We start from the raw sequence: 16,864 nt of genomic DNA, 5'->3' as shown, positions 1-16,864 counted from the left end.
TGCCGTTCGGCATCCGCCCCCGCTCTCCGTGATCGGATCAGTCCAGGATGCGGCAGTGCGTGGTGAGCTCGCCGATGCCTTCGAGTCCGACGGTCACCGTCGAGCCGTCGCGGAGGAAGATCTGCGGGTCGCGCGAGTAGCCGGCTCCGCCCGGGCTGCCCGTGGAGATGAGCGTGCCCGGCAGCAGGGTCACCGATGTCGAGAGGTGGGACACCAGCGTCGCGACCGACCGGACCATCTGCGCGGTGCTGGCGTCCTGAACGGTCTGCCCGTCCACGACGGTCCAGATGTGCAGCGCCTGCGGGTCGGGGATCTCGTCGGCGGTGACGACGAACGGGCCGGTGGGCGTGAACCCGTCGAACGACTTGCAGCGCGACCACTGCGCCTCGGCGAACTGGATGTCACGCGCGGTGATGTCGTTGACGGCCGTGTAGCCCCACACCGTGCTCAGGGCGTCTTCGGGGGAGACATCCTTGGCGGGCCTGCCGATGATCACGCCGAGCTCCGCCTCGTAGTCGACCGATTCGCTGAGGCGGCGGGGCCAGGAGAGCGTGCGATCGTGGCCGGCGAGGGAGTTCGGCCACAGCGTGAACACGGTGGGCGCCTTGTCGGTCTTCAGCCCGAGCTCGCTCGAGTGCGCCGAGTAGTTCAGTCCCACGGCGAGGATGGCGGGCGGATCGATGACAGCGGAGCCGAACGAGAACCCGCCGAGCGGATGCCGTGGAGCCAGGTCCTCGGTGACCGCGTCGCGCACGCGTTGGAGAAGGTCGTCACCGCCCGCGATCAGCTCTTGAAGCGTATTGGGGCCGGAGGAGAGGAGGTCGCGGACGAGGATGGCCTCCTCGCCGTCGATGACGGCGAGGAGAGGCGTCTCGGAGTCGCGCACGTTCAGATGGGCAAACCGCATGCCTCTACGCTACCGGCCCGGGCGGCTCCGTCACCGGAGGCTCCCTCTAGGCTTTCCCCATGACCTTTGGAACCCCCTTCCCGCCGTCATCACAGCCGTCGTCCTCGCGAGGCGTGGAGCAGCCGGCGCAGCAGGGGCACGGACAGCCGCCGCGCCCGGTCTACGGGCAGCCGCCGCGCCCGGTGTTCGATCACCTCGCGCGTGGCGGCGCGGGGCCCGTCAGCGGCGCGGGCGCGTCGGGTGCCACGGGGACGGCCGGTGCTCCTGCGCGTTCCACACCCGCATCCGACCTTCAGGGCATGCCGGTGCTTCCCGTGCCCGTGCGCAGGGGGCGATCGGTGTCGATCTGGGTGTTCGGGCTCCTCGGCTTCGTGATGCTCGCGCTCATCGCCTATTTCGCTCTGTTCCTGGGAACGGGCGCCTCCGTGGTGGGACTGGTGCTCGCCCTGATCCCGTTGGGCATCGTGCTGGTCGGGGTGCGTCTGATCGACCGGTGGGAGCCCGAGCCCCGGAGTCTGGTGGTCTTCGCCCTCGCCTGGGGCGGGGTCGCCGGGGTGGGAATCGCCCTGCTCGTGGACCTGGGACTCGTGCTCGTGGGCGTCCGCGCTGACCCGCTGTTCTCCGCCGTCGTCCAGGCGCCGATCGTGGAAGAGGCCGCCAAGGGGCTGGGCGTGGTGATGGTGCTGCTGATCGGCAGGCGCGCATTCGACGGGCCCGTCGACGGGATCGTCTATGGCGCGCTGGTGGGTGCGGGCTTCGCCTTCACGGAGAACATCCAGTACTTCGGGACGAGCGTCATCGAGGGCGGTGGGGCGAGCCTGACCGCGACCTTCATCCTGCGCGGGCTGATCTCGCCGTTCGCGCACGCCATGTTCACCGCTCTCACCGGGTTCGCGATGGGTGTCGCGGTGCGCCGAGGCGCAACCTCGGCCGGTGCCGTGGGAGCCGGTGCCGTCGGACTGCTGGGTGCCATGGCGCTGCACGCGTTCTGGAACGGCTCGTCTCTGCTCGGGGACTTCATCGTGCTGTACGCGACGACGCAGATCCCGCTGTTCATCGGCTTCATCCTGGCGATCGTGGCGCTGCGCCACGCGGAGGCCCGACTGACACGGCGCCGGTTGGACGACTACGCCGCGGCCGGCTGGTTCACGCCGGAGGAGGTCGTCATGCTGGCCACGCCTGCCGGTCGTCGTACCGCGCTGAGGTGGGCGGCGGGCCTTCAGGGGAACCGGCGCCGGCTGATGCGGTCGTTCATCCGCGATGCCACGGCGCTCGCCGCGGTGCGGCAGCGCGCCGTCAACGGACATGACGGATATGCCGCGGCCGACGAGCGGGCGCTGCTCCTGCGGACGCGGGTGACCAGAGCGCAACTGCTGGCATACTGACGAGTCGATCCGCGAAGCGGATGCCGTCGGCGGTGCCGATCCGCGTGCCGAACAGCACTCAGCGCCCGGTGCCGCGGCGATGCCTGCTGGTCTCCCGGGCGCTGAGTTGACCTAATGACAGGGTGCACCGGACCTCTTCCGATGTCAAGTGTCCGTTCGCTGTCGCGACTTTGACGAGTTCGCGCTCAGCGGAGTCATCGCGTTGACCATGCCTCCTCCCTCGGGTTTGATGGAGACCATGACAGATCGCACAAAGCCCGAGTTCGACGCACCGACCGGTCCGGCCCCCGCCGAGCTGGTCATCCGCGACCTCATCGTCGGCGACGGCGACGAAGCGAAACCAGGAGACACCGTCACCGTGCATTACGCCGGGGTCGAGCACGACACGGGAGAGGAATTCGATTCCTCCTGGGGGCGTGGCGAGACGATCCAGTTCCCGCTCCGCGGCCTGATCCAGGGCTGGCAGGAGGGGATCCCCGGCATGAAGGTCGGCGGCCGCCGCGAGCTCACGATCCCGCCGCATCTCGCCTACGGTCCTGCGGGATCGGGGCACTTCCTCTCCGGGAAGACGTTGATCTTCATCATCGACCTCGTCGCGGTCGGCTGATCGCGCTCGCAACCCCGACCCCCGTCCGCTCATCGCGGGCGGGGGTCTTTCGTGGGCTGACTTCGCTGGGAGCAAGCCGACCGCGGGAATGTATTCCAATGAATGTAAGTTATGACTGGGTGTCGCACACGACGGCACCCACCATTTCAAGGAGAAGACACATGTCGATCGAGATCCCCGGCTACCGCTCCGGCACCTGGGTCCTGGACCCGGCGCACAGCGAGGTCACCTTCAGCGTCCGCCACATGATGATCTCGAAGGTGCGCGGCACCTTCGGTGTGAAGGAGGCCACACTGATCGCGCCGGAGAACCCCCTCGAGGCGAAGGTCGAGGCCAAGGTCGATGTGAGCTCCATCGACACCAAGGATGAGGGACGGGACGCGCACCTGCGCTCCGCGGACTTCTTCGACGTCGAGAACCACCCCGTCATGACGTTCACCTCGACCGGCACGCGCGTGCAGAACGGGGACTTCCTCGTGGACGGCGACCTGACGATCCGCGGCATCACCAAGCCGGTCACCTTCGAGTTCGACTTCGGGGGCTTCGGCAAGGACCCGCAGGGCAACTACAAGGCCGGTGCGTCCGCCACGGCCGTCATCGACCGTGAGGAGTTCGGTCTCACCTGGAACGCCGCCCTGGAGACCGGCGGTGTGCTGGTCGGCAAGGAGGTCACGATCGGTCTCGACCTGCAGGGTGCGCTGCAGGTCTGAGTCGCCCCCGTCACGAGCCCCGAGGCCCGGCGCGTCGCGCTAGGCCTCGGGGCTCAGTGCATCGTAGGTGCGGAAGCGCGGGCTCAGACGCGCGAGCATCGCGGCGATGCCGATCACCAGGAACCCGCCCAGCAGCGGCGGGAACCACAGGCTCGTCACCGTGGCCAGTGCCCCGGCGTACAGGGCGCCCACGCGCGGTCCGCCGGCGACGACGATGACGAAGATGCCCTGGAGCCTGCCGCGCATGGTGTCGGGGACGGCGGCCTGCATCATGGTGTTCCGGTAGATGGAGCTGATGTTGTCCGCGGCTCCGGACAGCGCCAGTGCGACGCACGCCGCGACGATGAGGGCGATATGCGGTGTCCGCTCCGACGCCGGCGGCAGGAAGAGCCCGATCACCAGCACCGCCCCGAACAGGGCGATCGTCAGCCCGTAGGCCTGCACGGCGCGGGAGATGCCCAGACCGTGCCAGCGGTAGTGCACGAGTCGTCCGGAGAACAGACTCGAGGCGACGGTGCCCACGGCCACGGCGGCAGTGAGGATGCCGGTCGTGAACGCTCCGCCGCCCAGGAGCACGGTTCCCAGTGCGGGGAACAGGGTGAGGGGCTGCCCGAACGTCATCGCGGTGATGTCCATGAGGTACTGCATGCGGATGTTCCCGGCCCTGCGCAGGAAGTGCCATCCGTCCACGAGGGAGGCGAGCCCCGGCCGGACGATGGTGCCCTCCGGGCGCAGCGCGGGCAGCGTCCACAGTCCGAGGAAGAGTGAGAGCATCAGGATGATGTCGATCGTGTAGGTCCAGCCGAAGCCGGTCAGCGCCACGAGCATCCCCGCCACGGCCGGACCCACCATGACGGTCATGCCGAACGCGACGCCGTTCAGCGCCGAGGCCGCGGTGAGGTGCTCCAGCGGGATCAACCGGGGCACGATGGCCGTGCGGGTGGCCACCCCCACCGAGTTCGTCGCCGCGATGATCATGCTCAGTCCGTACAGCCACCAGATGTTCTCGAGGTGCATCCAGGTCAGGGCGGCCAGCAGCGCGGTGGCGACGAACGCGACGGTCGCGGCGAGGAGGGCGAGCCGGCGGCGGTCGAAGGCATCGGCGAGCATGCCGCCGTACAGTCCCGCGAGAATCATCGGGATCAGCCCGGCCACGGCGATCATCGACACGGCGAAGGTGCTGTCGGTCAACTCGAACACGTGCAGCATCACGGTGACGACGGTCAACTGGCCGCCGATCCCCGCCAGCGCGGAGCCGACCCACAGGCGCGCGAATGCGGGGCTGATCTTCAAGGGGGAGAGATCGATGAGAAGACCACGCGTGAACTGCACATCTCGAGGCTACCGGGCCGGACGCGGCCGGGTGTTCGTTGCTGGTAGGCTGTTGTGGTTGCCGTTCGATCGGCCGCGGATGAAGAGAGCCCACGCAAGAGGCGTCGGGCGCCGCGCAACAAGCAGAGAGGGGATCGAATCTATGGCACTGGAAGCAGACGTCAAGAAGGCGATCATCGAAGAGTACGCGACGCACCCCGGTGACACCGGATCCCCCGAGGTGCAGGTCGCGATGCTGACGCAGCGCATCAAGGACCTCACCGAGCACCTCAAGGAGCACAAGCACGACCACCACTCGCGTCGTGGGCTGTTCCTGCTCGTCGGTCAGCGGCGTCGCCTGCTGAGTTACCTGCAGGACATCGACATCAGCCGCTACCGCTCGCTCATCGAGCGGCTCGGCCTGCGTCGCTGAGGCATCGCACCAGCGTTCAATCGCGCAGAACATTCTTGGAAGGCCGCCCCGGGTGTGGGGCGGCCTTCGTCGTCCCTCCCCACACCTCCCGCCCCTCTCAGCCCTCGCCCGTCGGGCCCCTCGCATGCGCGCTGCCGCTGCCGAGAGACCATTTCGCGCGTGAGACCCCTGTGCACGTGTGGTTTCTCGCCCCGAATCTGGGTTCTCGCCCCGAATCTGGTTCCTCGCCGGGCGGGCCGGGGTCAGGGCGGGGCGTGGGGGCCCCGGGATCGGGGCCGGGGCACGCGGCAGATTGACGGCGCGGGGAACTTTCCGGTAGGAAAGTAACCGAGGTTTCCAGATGGAAAGTGAGAGCCCATGGAACAGACACCCGCGCAGGGCGCCGCGCCGCTGGATCCGCCGTCGGCGGCCGTCGCGCAGGCGTACCTCGACGAGTCCGCGCGTGTGACCGAGCGCCGTGAGACGTGGATCGACCGCCGTGCCGCGGCGCGGCTGATGCTGGCCGAAGGAGTGGGACTGGGGGTGTACCTCGTCGTGCTCATGCTCGTGTTCGCCCCCGCCGAGGGCTCCAACGTCGCCATGCTCCTGGTCCCGTTCCTCATCTGGACACGGCTCGCGATGACGCTGCGCGAGGAATACGGCTACCAGCGCCGCGGTCGTGAGCAGAGGGCGCGCACGATCGCCGTCATCATCATCGTGGTGATGATCGTCGGCGCGCTGAGCACTCTCGTCCTCGATGTCGACATCCCGTTCGCGGTGCGGTTCATCCCCGGGGTGACGACGTTCGGGCTGTTCGGTGCGCTGGCGTGGGGCGAATGGCGACGCGCCTCGGGCGAGTCCGTGTCGCGGACGCCGCCGTCCCTGGACCGGTCCTCCCGGCTCGTGACGATCGGCATCGGGCTGGGACTCGGTGCGACCATCCCCTGCATCACCGCGCCCGGTGAGATCGTGTCACTGCTGGTGTCGATGGCGGTGATGCTGGCCCTGGTGGTGTGGATGCTGGTCGAGACGGCCGGTGCCGGCTCGCACGTCGCGCTGGCGTGGGGGCCGTACCTGTGGGGCTGCTTCGTGGCGGCCGCCGTGGTGACGGTCGTCCTCCTGGTGCTCGTGCAGTTCACGGTGCTCCCGCTCCTCGTCCCTGGACTGCTCGCGGGAGCCGTCATCGCCGCCGCCTTCGCCGCGGGTGCTCTGAGGCGGACGCCCGATGCCTGAGCATCCGGAGGCGCAGCATCCGCGGCTCCGACTGGACGACAGCTTCGCGAGCCCCATCCGCTTCTCGCTCATGGCGGCACTGGGGGAGGACCTCGAACTCGACTTCGCGACGCTCGGCGGCATCCTCCAGGTCTCGGACTCCGCGCTGAGCAAGGCCATCTCGTCCCTCGACGAGGCCGGGTACGTCACCGCGCGCAAGGCGCCGCTCGGCGCGCGTCCACGAACCTGGGTGCGCGGCACCGCGCAGGGGCGTCGCGCGTTCCGGGATCATCTCGCCGCGCTCCAGGCCATCGTCGACTACGGCAGCGGCGATCACTCCACGCCGTGACGTGCGACAGCAGGCGCCCGAGCGGATGCTACGCGCGAGCGGCCACGAGGTCCGGGTGGTGGATCGCCGCCACGTCGGGGTGCGCGCGCAGGCGCGATTTCAGCGCGTTCTCGCCGTACAGGCTGTGAATGGGGTTGCTCGGGTCCTCCGTCACACCGCGGGCCTGCGCGGCGAGCTCGGCGGGCAGATCGATCAGGGGCAGCTTCGCATCCAGCGCGGGATTGAAGAAGAACGGGATGGAGATGCGGTCGTCCGGCGCCACGGGGGAGACCACCCGGTGGTCCGTCGCACGCAGATACCCGCCGGTGGCGTATTCCAGCAGTTCGCCGATGTTCACCACGAACGCCCCCGGCACGGGCGGGGCGTCCACCCACTGGCCGTCGCGGCGCACCTGCAGGCCGCCCTTCCCGGGCTCGACCCAGAGCAGGGTCAGCACCCCGCTGTCCTTGTGGGCGCCGACGCCCTGCTGCGGGAGCGGCTGATCCGTGCCCGGATAGCGCACGATCTTGATGAGCGTGGACGGTTCGCCGAAGTGATCGTCGAAGTAGCTCTCCGTCTCGCCCAGCGCCTGCGCCCATGCCCGCAGCAGCCGGCGTGAGACCGCAGACAGGGTCGCATGCCACTCGGCGACGACGTCCCGCAGCCCGGGCTGCGCTGCCGGCCACTGGTTCGGGCCGATCAGTCTGTTGAACGCGGGGCCCCCGGCGACCGGCTCGCGCTCGGGCCCGATGTCGATCTGCTCGCGCCAGTCCACCTCGCCCTGGGTCCGCTCGCCCCCGATGCGCGTGTAGCCGCGGAAGTGCGGGCTGTTGACGTTCTCGATGGCGAGCTTGTCGGCCAGCGGCAGGGCGAAGAAGTCGCGTGCGGCGCGGTGCATGCGCTGCTCGAGGTCCTCGGAGACCCCCGTTCCCGTGAGGTAGAAGAAGCCCACGTCATGGGTGGCGGCGCGCAGGTCGGCGCGGAAGCGGTCGGCCTCGTGGGCGCCGCGATCGAGCCGGGAGAGATCCAGGACGGGGAGGGTGAGATCAGCCATGTGCACACGTTAGGCAATGCGGCGAGGGCGTGACCGGAATGTTGCAGGGCATGACCGTCATCATGCTAAGTTCTTTAGGTAAGGCATCCCTTACTCCACATGACGATCCTCGGAGTTGCGCCTGTGTTCGCCACCTTCCTCATCGGCCTTCGCGAAGGTCTCGAAGCGGCGCTCGTCGTCGGCATCCTCGTCGCCTATCTGCGTCGGATCGGCCGTTCGGACGTGCTGGCGCGGATGTGGGCGGGCATCGGGCTCGCCGTGGCGCTCGCGCTGGGCATCGGCGCCGTCCTCACGTTCGGCGCCTACGCGCTCACCTCCCAGGCGCAGGAGATCCTCGGGGGGACCTTCTCGCTGCTGGCCGTCGGGATGGTCACCTGGATGATCTTCTGGATGCAGCAGGCGGGGCGCACCATGAAGTCCTCCCTGCAAGGAGGCGTCGACCGTGCACTGGAGGCGGGGACCGTCTGGGCGCTCGTCGCCGTCGGGTTCGTGTCCGTCGCGCGGGAGGGCATCGAGACCACGCTGCTGCTGTGGTCGATGTCGCAGACCTTCGGGCGTGATCCCTCCGTGCTCCTCGGCGCCGCGCTGGGGCTGGGCATCGCCGTCGTCGCCGGCTGGATGCTCTCGCGCGGGGCGCTCCGACTCGATCTCGGAAGGTTCTTCACCTGGACGGGCGCCTTCCTCGTCGTCGTCGCCGCCGGTGTGCTGGCCTACGCCGTCATGGACCTGCAGGAGGCCGGGGTCATTCCCGGGCCGTTCAGCGGGGCCGCTCCCGTCGATGCGGCCACCGGTGTCGTCCTCACCGGCTGGGCGGGCTTCCCGTTCGGCTGGGCCTTCGATGTCAGCGCCGTCATCGCCCCCACGGGAGTGTGGGCGGTGCTGCTGCAGGCGGTCATCGGCTTCATGCCGCACATGACCTGGCTGCAGGTGACCTGCTGGACGGTGTACGTCCTCGTCGTCGGCTTCTTCTTCATCCGCGGTGCACGCCGGGCTCACGGCGGCTCTCACCGCGCAGCGAGCGCCGCGCCCTCGCATCCGTCGTCCCTCACCCCATCGAACCCGGGAGCAGCATGACCGATCTCGCTCGTCCACTCACCCTCGTCTCCGCGCTCGCGGTCACCGCCGTCGCGCTCACCGGCTGCGTGGCCAAGACCGCCGTGGACCCCGCGGCATCGTTCACCGTCGACTCCGGCGCGGATGCCTGCACGGTGTCCTCCGACAGTGCGACCAGCGGGACGCTCAGCTTCGACGTCACCAACAGCGGCGACCAGATCACCGAGTTCTACCTGCTCGCCTCCGACGGGCTGCGGATCGTCGGCGAGGTCGAGAACATCGCCCCGGCCGCCTCCCGCACCCTCACCGTCGTGGCGCAGCCCGGAGACTACTTCACCGTGTGCAAGCCGGGCATGATCGGCGAGGGTGTGGGACGCGCCGCGTTCACCGTCACCGGTGATGAGGTGGCGCTGGAGGGTCCGGATGCCGAGCAGAAGCAGCAGGCGGTGGACCTGTACGCCGCCTTCGTCAAGGATCAGGTCGGGCAGCTCGTCCCCGCCGTGGAGGACCTCACGAGCGCCTACATCGCGGGAGACGATGAGAAGGCCAGGTCGCTGTTCCCCCTCACGCGCGCATACTACGAGCGCATCGAACCGGTCGCCGAGTCTCTGGGAGACCTCGACCCGCGGATCGACTTCCGGGAAGTGGACGCGGTCGCCGACGGCCTTGATTGGACAGGGTTCCATCGCATCGAGAAGGACCTGTGGCAGCCCGCGAAGGACGCTTTGAACGCGGACGGCGAGACGTCGGCGTGGGCGGACTGGGCGCCCTCCACGCCGCAGGAGCGCGGAGAGTACGCAGACCTGCTGACGGCCGACGTCCAGGAGCTCTACGACTACGTGCACTCCGAGGACTTCATGTCCGCGCTGAACGATCAGGGCATCGCCGGGATCTCCAACGGTGCCGTCGCGCTGCTGGACGAGGTGGCCACCGGGAAGATCACGGGTGAGGAGGACTGGTGGTCGGGCACCGACCTGTACGACTTCGCCGCCAACGTCGAGGGCTCGAAGATGGCGTTCTCCCTGGTCAGCGACTTCGTGACGTCGAAGGGTGATGACGGCGCCGCTCTCGTGGAGGAGATCTCCGACGGCTACGCCGCACTGGAGGAGGCGCTCGCCGTGCACGGCTCGCTGCAGGACGGGTTCACGCCGTTCCCGGAGCTGTCCGACACGGACAGGCGTGACCTCGTCGACCTCATCAACGCGCTGGCGGAGCCGCTGTCGCAGTTGACGAGCACCGCCCTGTCCTGAGAACGGAACGTCGATGAGCGGAGAATCGGATGCCGCGGGCCGGCGGGGCCTGAGCAGGCGCGGCCTGCTCGGTCTCGCCGCCGGTGGGGGCGCGGCGGCGCTCGCCCTCGCCGGCGCGGGCGGTTTCGCACTGGGTTCGCGCGGTGCGCGGTCCGACGAGGCGGCGGATGTCCACCCGTTCTTCGGAGCGCACCAGTCCGGGATCGTCACCGCCGTGCAGGAGCATCTGCACTTCGCGGCCTTCGACATGATGCCCCGCAGCGACCGCGACGACCTCATCGAGCTGCTGCAGGACTGGAGCTATGCGTCCGCGCGCATGACCCAGGGTCTGGAGGTCAGCGCCACCGGTGCCGTCGGCGGGCCCGCCGAGGCGCCCCCGGACGACACGGGAGAGGCGCTGGGCCTGAAGGCCGCGGCACTGACGATCACGATCGGGTTCGGCCCGACGCTGTTCGAGAACGACGACGGCGACCGGTACGGGATCCGTGATCGGCGTCCCGCGAGGCTCGAACGGCTTCCCGCGTTCGTCGGCGACGACCTGGATCCCGCTCAGTCGGACGGCGACCTGTGCATCCAGGTGTGCGCGGACGACCCCCAGGTGGCCGTGCACGCGATCCGCAACCTCAGCCGGATCGCGTTCGGACGGGCGAAGCTGAGATGGTCGCAGCTCGGGTTCGGACGGACATCCCGCACGTCGGCCGCGCAGCAGACGCCGCGCAACCTGTTCGGTTTCAAGGACGGCACGGCGAACATCCTCGCCGATGACGCGGCGGCGCTGGCGGAGCACGTCTGGGTGGGCGAGGGCGATGGTCCGGACTGGTTGGCAGGAGGCTCCTACCTCGTGGCACGCAGGATCGCGATGCTCATCGAGACCTGGGACCGTGTGCGCTTGTCCGAGCAGCAGCGCATCTTCGGCCGTGACAAGGGGGAGGGCGCCCCGCTGTCCGGCGGTGCGGAGAGCGACGCCCCGGTGCTGGCACGGCTGGATGCGCACAGCCACGTGCGACTCGCCCATCATGACGGCAACAACGGCATCCGGATCCTGCGCCGGGGATTCAACTACGTCGGCGGGAACAACGAACTGGGGCGCCTGGATGCGGGGCTGTTCTTCCTCTCCTACCAGCGCGACCCCGCACAGTTCGTGACTCTGCAGCGCGCGTTGTCCACGGACCTGCTCAACGAGTACATCCGGCATGTCGGCTCAGGGATCTGGGCCGTCCCGCCCGGCGCACAGCAGGGCTCGTTCGTCGGGGCGGGTCTGTTCGACTGAGTGCGACTAGCTCCCCGCCGCCCGACGTGAACCGGTCGGGTCGTTGCGGTGGTCGGACGTCGACACGAGCGCGGCATCGGCGAACATCCATCTCGGCCGAGGCTCGATCAGGGGGCGGAACACACGACGGATCGGCCCGGAGGCCAGCAGGAACGCGATCGCGACCGCCAGCAGCGTGACCGTCGGCAGCCACAGCCAGGTCGGATCCAGCCCGCGCAGAACGCCCGACTCGCGGAAGGGGTACAGCACGAAGGAGTGCAGCAGATACACGTACATCGTGTACTGTCCGAGGGTCGTCCAGCGGCGCTCACTGCGCGGCAGCAGTGCGAAGAACGCGGATGTCAGCACGAGCGCCAGCGCCATGAAGCCCAGTCGCACGGCACCCGCCCACCAGTGCACCTCGCCGGTGAGGTGCGCGTAGGAATCCTCGTAGAAGAACCAGTGGGTCAGGTCGATCTGCTGCCACACCGTCAGCCAGCGCCAGCAGACGAACAACCAGCCCGCCAGCACGAGTGCCGCGATCGTGCGCAGCCACCAGGGTCGGTGCTCGACCAGCCGGAACCTGCGGATGATGTCGTGCTCGCGCAGCCACCATCCGAACGTGAAGAAGAACAGCAGTCCCAGCGTTCTCGACAGTGAGAAGGTGCTGTTGACGTTGCTGACGTATCCCACGCCGACAGAGATGACCAGTGCCCACACCAGCGGCCAGCGCAGCAGCGCGAGGTACGGCAGCACGAGGCGGAAGATGCCCAGCGCGAGCAGGAACCACAGCGTCCACGACGGCTGGGTGAGGTTGGGGTCGGCATGCCCTTCGACGAGGAGCTTGGTGAGGGTCCACAGCGCCTCGAAGATGAGGTACGGGACGATGATGTCCGTGATGATCCGCGTCATCTGCCGGGTGGAGGGGGACGCCGCCTTCGAGAAGTATCCGGAGATGACGGCGAACGCCGGCATGTGGAAGGCGTAGATCGACAGGTAGAGCGCGTAGGCGATGTCGGAGTCGTAGGTCAGCCGCTGGATGCCGTGGCCGAGCACCACCAGCACGATGCAGGCGAAGCGTGCATTGTCCCAGAACGGCACGCGTCGTCGCGGGCGGGGTACCGCGCCCGTCGAGCCGGTGTGCGGGTGCGGGACGTCACTGCTCATCATCCGAGGGTACCCGTGGGAACTTCTTCATCGCCTGGGGAATAAGCTTGCACATCCTGCGTTTCACCAGGTACATTCACTTGAATAGAAATGGATGCCAGGGCATCCCGAGCGGAGAACATCATGGACGCGCAGAACGACCGCAGCCGGACCGGTATGCAGTTCGGCATCATGTCTGTCAGTGACATCACGCAGGACCCGATCACGGGGGTGACTCCCAGCGAGAACGAGCGGATCCGGGCAGCGGTCACGATGGCCAAGCACGCCGACGATGCCGGCCTCGACGTCTTCGCGATCGGCGAGCACCACAACCCGCCGTTCTTCTCCTCCAGTCCCACCACGATCCTCGCCTACATCGCGGCGCAGACCGAGAACCTCATCGTCTCGACGGGCACGACCCTCATCACCACGAACGACCCCGTGCGCATCGCCGAGGAGTATGCGATGCTCCAGCACCTCACGGGCGGGCGCATGGACCTCATGATGGGGCGGGGCAACACCGGACCGGTGTACCCGTGGTTCGGCAAGGACATCCGGCAGGGGCTGCCGCTGGCCATCGAGAACTACGCGCTGCTGCACGAGCTGTGGACCCAGGACGTCGTGGACTGGGAGGGGAAGTTCCGCACCCCTCTCCAGGGCTTCACCTCCACCCCGCGGCCGCTGGACGGCATCGCGCCGTTCGTGTGGCACGGCTCCATCCGCACCCCCGAGATCGCCGAGCAGGCCGCGTACTACGGAGACGGCTTCTTCGCGAACAACATCTTCTGGCCCAAGGAGCACTACCAGCGCCTCATCGAGCTGTACCGCCAGCGCTGGGCTCATTACGGCCACGGCACCCCCGAGACGGCGATCGTGGGCCTGGGCGGACAGGCGTTCATCCGGCCGAAGTCGCAGGACGCCGTGAACGAGTTCCGGCCGTACTTCGACAACGCCCCGGTCTACGGCCACGGGCCGTCCATGGAGGACTTCACCGAGATGACGCCGCTGACGGTCGGATCGCCGCAGCAGGTCATCGACCGCTACGCGTCGATGCGCGACACCTTCGGCGACTACCAGCGTCAGCTCTTCCTCGTCGACCACGCCGGGCTGCCGCTGAAGACCGTTCTCGAGCAGATCGACCTGCTCGGCGAGCAGGTCGTCCCCGTGCTGCGCCGCGAGCTGGCTGCGAATCGTCCCGACACCGTCCCCGACGCGCCCACCCACGCGGCACGCGTCCGCGAGGTGTACGGCGACGGGCCCGCACGTCAGGCGCGCCCGGGCGCGAACCGCGGCGACAACCTCACCGCCGGGTCCCCCTACCAGGACGCCCCGGCCCCGGCCGGTGCGGCCTTCGGGCTGGCACGGAAGGAGGCCTGAGATGAGCGAGCGCCGCATCGCCGTCGTCTCCTCCGGCCTGTCCAACCCGTCATCGACGCGAATGCTCGCCGACCGCCTGGCGGCGGAGACCGCCAAGGCGCTGCGCGAGCACGACATCGACGTGCAGGCGGACGTGATCGAGCTGCGCGATCTCGCGCACGACATCGCGAACAACCTGCTCACCGGCTTCGCCCCCGCGCCCCTGGAGGAGGCGATCAACCGGGTCGTGTCGGCGGATGCCGTCATCGCCGTCACCCCGATCTTCTCCACGAGCTATGCAGGACTGTTCAAGTCGTTCATCGACGTGCTCGACCCCGACGCGCTCACCGGCAAGCCCGTGCTCATCGGAGCCAACGCGGGCACGGCCCGACACTCGCTGGCCATCGACTATGCGATCCGGCCGCTGTTCACCTACCTGCACGCCGAGCCCGTCTCGACCGGGGTGTTCGCGGCATCCGGCGACTGGGGCGCCAACGCCGACGACGTGGCGCCCCTGAGCGCGCGGGTCGAGCGCGGAGCCAGGGAGCTCGCGGACGCGATCGCACGCAAGGAGCCGATCACGGATGCCGACCCGTTCGACCCCGACACCTACCTCGGCAAGGGCAGGTCCTTCGGCCACCTCCTCGGAGGCCTTGCGGGCGAGTGACGGCCCGCCCACGGCGGATGCCGGCGATCCAGCGCCGTCGGTGTCCGCCGCGTCGGCGTCCACCGCGGGGAAAGGGCAGGGGGAGGCCGGATGACCGGCATCCGTGCATTCGGTGAACTCTCGACGGCTGATGCCGTCGCCGACGGGCCGGGGCCGGGGCGGGCGACATCCTGGCTGTGTGAGAGTAGCGATCGTCACCGAATCATTCCTGCCCCACATGAACGGCGTGACCGGATCGGTCGTGCAGCTCCTGCGCCATCTCGAGCGCACCGGGCACGCGGCCCACGTCATCGCTCCGGCCGCGCCGGGAACGCCGCGGCGCTCGGGAGCGGCACGCGTCGACGGCGTCGCATCCGTTCCGCTGCCGGGATATCGCGATGTCCGCGTGGGCACCGTGAGCGCCGGCCGGGTGCGGGAGTCTCTGCGACGGTTCCGGCCCGATGTCGTGCACCTGGCATCGCCCTTCGTCCTCGGCTGGCGCGGCGTCGTCGCCGCGAACGCCCTGGACCTGCCGACGGTGGCCGCGTACCAGACCGATGTCGCCTCCTACGCCTCCCGTTACCGGATGCAGCTGACGTCCGCGCTCGCCGAGGCGCACCTCGTGCGACTGCACCGCCGCGCGACCCTCACGCTGGCGCCCTCCGGCGAGTCCGAGGCGCAGCTGACCCGACTCGGCGTCGACCGGGTGCGTCGCTGGGGCAGGGGAGTGGATGCCGAGCGATTCCACCCGGGTGCCAGGGACGAGCAGTGGGAGCATCGCGCGCCCGGCCTGGTCACCGTGGGGTACGTGGGCCGCCTCGCCCCGGAGAAGCAGGTCGAGGACCTCGCGGCACTGCGCGGCATCCCCGGCATCCGTCTCGTCGTCGTCGGCGACGGGCCCTCCCGGCCGCGACTGGAGGCGCTGCTGCCGGACGCCGTGTTCCTCGGGCACCTGTCCGGCGCGGAGCTCGCCCGGGCGATGGCCTCCTTCGACGTCTTCGTGCACCCCGGCGAGAGCGAGACGTTCGGGCAGACCCTGCAGGAGGCCCACGCGAGCGGCGTGCCGGTGGTCGCCACGGGGCGCGGCGGACCGATGGATCTCGTGCGGATGGGCATCGACGGCTGGCTGTACCGTCCGGGTGATCTCGAGGACCTGCGGATGCGGGTGCGCGATCTCGTCGGCGACGAGCGCAAGCGCCGAGCATTCGGCCGCGCCGGGCGCGAGGCCATCGAGGGCCGCAGCTGGTCCGCGGTGTGCGATCGGCTCGTGGAGCACTTCGAGGAGGCCCAGCGGCTGCACGCGTTGGACCGCACCCTCCACGCTCCCCGGGCGTGCCGCCCGGAGCCGGTCGAGCCCGTGCACGGGCGCCGCTGGCAGCGGTTCGTCGCGCTGGGGGATTCCCTCACCGAGGGGATCGGGGACCCAGGGACCGACGGCATCGAGCGCGGCTGGGCCGATCGCCTCGCCCTGCTCCTCTCCGCCCGGGGCGGACTGCATTACGCGAACCTCGCGGTGCGCTCGCGTCGCGTCGCCGACGTGTGCGGTCCGCAGCTGCGCAGAGCGCTCGAGCTGCGTCCTGACCTCGTGTCGGTGTTCGTCGGATCCAACGCCTGGTCCGCCTCCGTGCGGACATCCCCGCGCTGGCCGCGCAGGTGGAGGACGCCGTCACCCGACTGCGAGCGACCGGTGCGGACGTCATCCTCGTCACCCCCATGCTGCCCCGCCGGGCGGCCTCCGCCATCTACGCGAAGCGCTTCTCCGCGTACGCCAGCGCGCTCGCCGGCACAGCCCGGCGCACCGGTGCGATCCTCATCGACGCCGATCTGCACCCGGCGCTGGGGGACAGGGCGCACTGGGCCGAGGATCTCGTTCATCTGTCCAGCCGCGGTCATCGCTTCCTCGCGTACCGGGCGGGCGAGGCGCTGGGGGTGCCGCACGCCGAGGCGCTGGGGCTTCTCGACGAGGCGCTGCACGACGAGGAGCACATCACCCGTCGCGCCTGGTGGCGTCGCCATGCGCTGCCGTGGGTGTGGCGACGACTGCGGGGGCGCACGGCGGGGGACGGGCGCACGGCCAAGCACGACGACTGGGTGTACGTCGCACGCAATGATGCGCAGGATCGTACGAGGGTGCGGTGAGGTCGTCCTGCTAGGCTGTCCGAGGATGCCCATGGCATCCGTCAACTTCATATCGACGTATCACGGAGCGGCCGGCTGAGAAGCTGGTCCCCTGTGGTG

Annotated in this window: 16 protein-coding genes and 1 pseudogene; 13 read left to right on the top strand and 4 right to left on the bottom strand. The window is 69.4% G+C overall.

Annotated elements, in window-relative coordinates; translation table 11 throughout:
* Nucleotides 1–37 precede the first annotated feature (37 nt).
* Nucleotides 38–907 carry a fumarylacetoacetate hydrolase family protein gene (locus tag ABD770_RS00680; RefSeq protein ID WP_344817563.1) on the bottom strand — a complete coding sequence of 290 codons (870 nt, stop codon included), beginning with the start codon at nt 905–907 and terminating at the stop codon, nt 38–40.
* Nucleotides 908–966: 59 nt separating this feature from the next.
* Between ABD770_RS00680 and ABD770_RS00675 the strand changes: the two genes are divergently transcribed.
* The 3 genes from ABD770_RS00675 (at nt 967) to ABD770_RS00665 (ending at nt 3,609) form a co-directional block, all read left to right on the top strand.
* The gene (locus tag ABD770_RS00675) at nt 967–2,292 is read left to right on the top strand and encodes a PrsW family intramembrane metalloprotease (RefSeq protein WP_344817561.1); all 1,326 of its coding nucleotides are present in this window, start codon (nt 967–969) and stop codon (nt 2,290–2,292) included.
* A gap of 238 nt (nt 2,293–2,530) precedes the next feature.
* On the top strand, nt 2,531–2,899 hold the full coding sequence (locus ABD770_RS00670; RefSeq protein ID WP_344817560.1) for an FKBP-type peptidyl-prolyl cis-trans isomerase: 369 nt from the start codon (nt 2,531–2,533) through the stop codon (nt 2,897–2,899).
* Between the two features lie 161 nt (nt 2,900–3,060).
* Nucleotides 3,061–3,609 carry a YceI family protein gene (locus ABD770_RS00665; protein ID WP_344817559.1) on the top strand — a complete coding sequence of 183 codons (549 nt, stop codon included), beginning with the start codon at nt 3,061–3,063 and terminating at the stop codon, nt 3,607–3,609.
* Between the two features lie 39 nt (nt 3,610–3,648).
* On the opposite strand, the gene ABD770_RS00660 is transcribed toward ABD770_RS00665, so the two are convergent.
* Nucleotides 3,649–4,941: an MFS transporter gene (locus tag ABD770_RS00660; RefSeq protein ID WP_344817558.1), complete on the bottom strand. Its 1,293-nt coding sequence runs from the start codon at nt 4,939–4,941 to the stop codon at nt 3,649–3,651.
* Between the two features lie 142 nt (nt 4,942–5,083).
* Between ABD770_RS00660 and rpsO the strand changes: the two genes are divergently transcribed.
* From rpsO to ABD770_RS00645, 3 genes are all read left to right on the top strand, one after another.
* On the top strand, nt 5,084–5,353 hold the full coding sequence (gene rpsO, locus ABD770_RS00655; protein ID WP_344817557.1) for a 30S ribosomal protein S15: 270 nt from the start codon (nt 5,084–5,086) through the stop codon (nt 5,351–5,353).
* Between the two features lie 357 nt (nt 5,354–5,710).
* Complete coding sequence (locus ABD770_RS00650; protein WP_344817556.1) at nt 5,711–6,565, top strand: hypothetical protein; 855 nt, start codon at nt 5,711–5,713, stop codon at nt 6,563–6,565.
* Nucleotides 6,558–6,893, top strand: coding sequence for a transcriptional regulator (locus ABD770_RS00645; protein WP_344817555.1), 336 nt, complete (start codon nt 6,558–6,560; stop codon nt 6,891–6,893). Before ABD770_RS00650 ends, ABD770_RS00645 begins: the two co-directional genes overlap by 8 nt.
* 28 nt (nt 6,894–6,921) lie before the next feature.
* Here ABD770_RS00645 and ABD770_RS00640 read toward each other — a convergent pair whose 3' ends face one another.
* The gene (locus tag ABD770_RS00640) at nt 6,922–7,926 is read right to left on the bottom strand and encodes an isopenicillin N synthase family dioxygenase (protein ID WP_344817554.1); all 1,005 of its coding nucleotides are present in this window, start codon (nt 7,924–7,926) and stop codon (nt 6,922–6,924) included.
* A gap of 99 nt (nt 7,927–8,025) precedes the next feature.
* Between ABD770_RS00640 and efeU the strand changes: the two genes are divergently transcribed.
* The 3 genes from efeU to efeB are packed head-to-tail and all read left to right on the top strand — an operon-like array spanning nt 8,026 to nt 11,499.
* Nucleotides 8,026–9,000, top strand: coding sequence for an iron uptake transporter permease EfeU (efeU, locus tag ABD770_RS00635; RefSeq protein WP_344817553.1), 975 nt, complete (start codon nt 8,026–8,028; stop codon nt 8,998–9,000).
* Nucleotides 8,997–10,229, top strand: a complete 1,233-nt coding sequence (gene efeO / locus ABD770_RS00630; RefSeq protein ID WP_344817552.1) for an iron uptake system protein EfeO — start codon at nt 8,997–8,999, stop codon at nt 10,227–10,229. The genes efeU and efeO overlap by 4 nt, the downstream gene beginning before the upstream one ends.
* A 13-nt stretch (nt 10,230–10,242) precedes the next feature.
* A complete protein-coding gene (gene efeB, locus ABD770_RS00625) occupies nt 10,243–11,499 on the top strand; it encodes an iron uptake transporter deferrochelatase/peroxidase subunit (RefSeq protein ID WP_344817551.1) in 1,257 nt (418 codons plus the stop codon).
* Nucleotides 11,500–11,505: 6 nt separating this feature from the next.
* On the opposite strand, the gene ABD770_RS00620 is transcribed toward efeB, so the two are convergent.
* A complete protein-coding gene (locus tag ABD770_RS00620) occupies nt 11,506–12,645 on the bottom strand; it encodes an acyltransferase family protein (protein ID WP_344817550.1) in 1,140 nt (379 codons plus the stop codon).
* A gap of 156 nt (nt 12,646–12,801) precedes the next feature.
* On the opposite strand from ABD770_RS00620, the gene ABD770_RS00615 reads away from it, so the two are divergent.
* The 4 genes and pseudogenes from ABD770_RS00615 (at nt 12,802) to ABD770_RS00600 (ending at nt 16,765) form a co-directional block, all read left to right on the top strand.
* The gene (locus tag ABD770_RS00615) at nt 12,802–14,001 is read left to right on the top strand and encodes an LLM class flavin-dependent oxidoreductase (RefSeq protein WP_344819826.1); all 1,200 of its coding nucleotides are present in this window, start codon (nt 12,802–12,804) and stop codon (nt 13,999–14,001) included.
* A 1-nt stretch (nt 14,002) separates the two neighbouring features.
* Nucleotides 14,003–14,647: an FMN reductase gene (locus ABD770_RS00610; RefSeq protein ID WP_344817549.1), complete on the top strand. Its 645-nt coding sequence runs from the start codon at nt 14,003–14,005 to the stop codon at nt 14,645–14,647.
* Between the two features lie 130 nt (nt 14,648–14,777).
* A pseudogene (locus ABD770_RS00605) lies at nt 14,778–16,178 on the top strand (glycosyltransferase family 4 protein); the annotation flags it as partial.
* Nucleotides 16,179–16,279: 101 nt separating this feature from the next.
* Nucleotides 16,280–16,765, top strand: coding sequence for an SGNH/GDSL hydrolase family protein (locus tag ABD770_RS00600; protein WP_344819825.1), 486 nt, complete (start codon nt 16,280–16,282; stop codon nt 16,763–16,765).
* Nucleotides 16,766–16,864: the final 99 nt, after the last annotated feature.

This window comes from Microbacterium soli, from assembly GCF_039539005.1.
Classification (GTDB): domain Bacteria; phylum Actinomycetota; class Actinomycetes; order Actinomycetales; family Microbacteriaceae; genus Microbacterium; species Microbacterium soli.
Note: the sequence above shows the minus strand (reverse complement) of the source record. Positions and strands in the feature narration are given on the sequence as shown.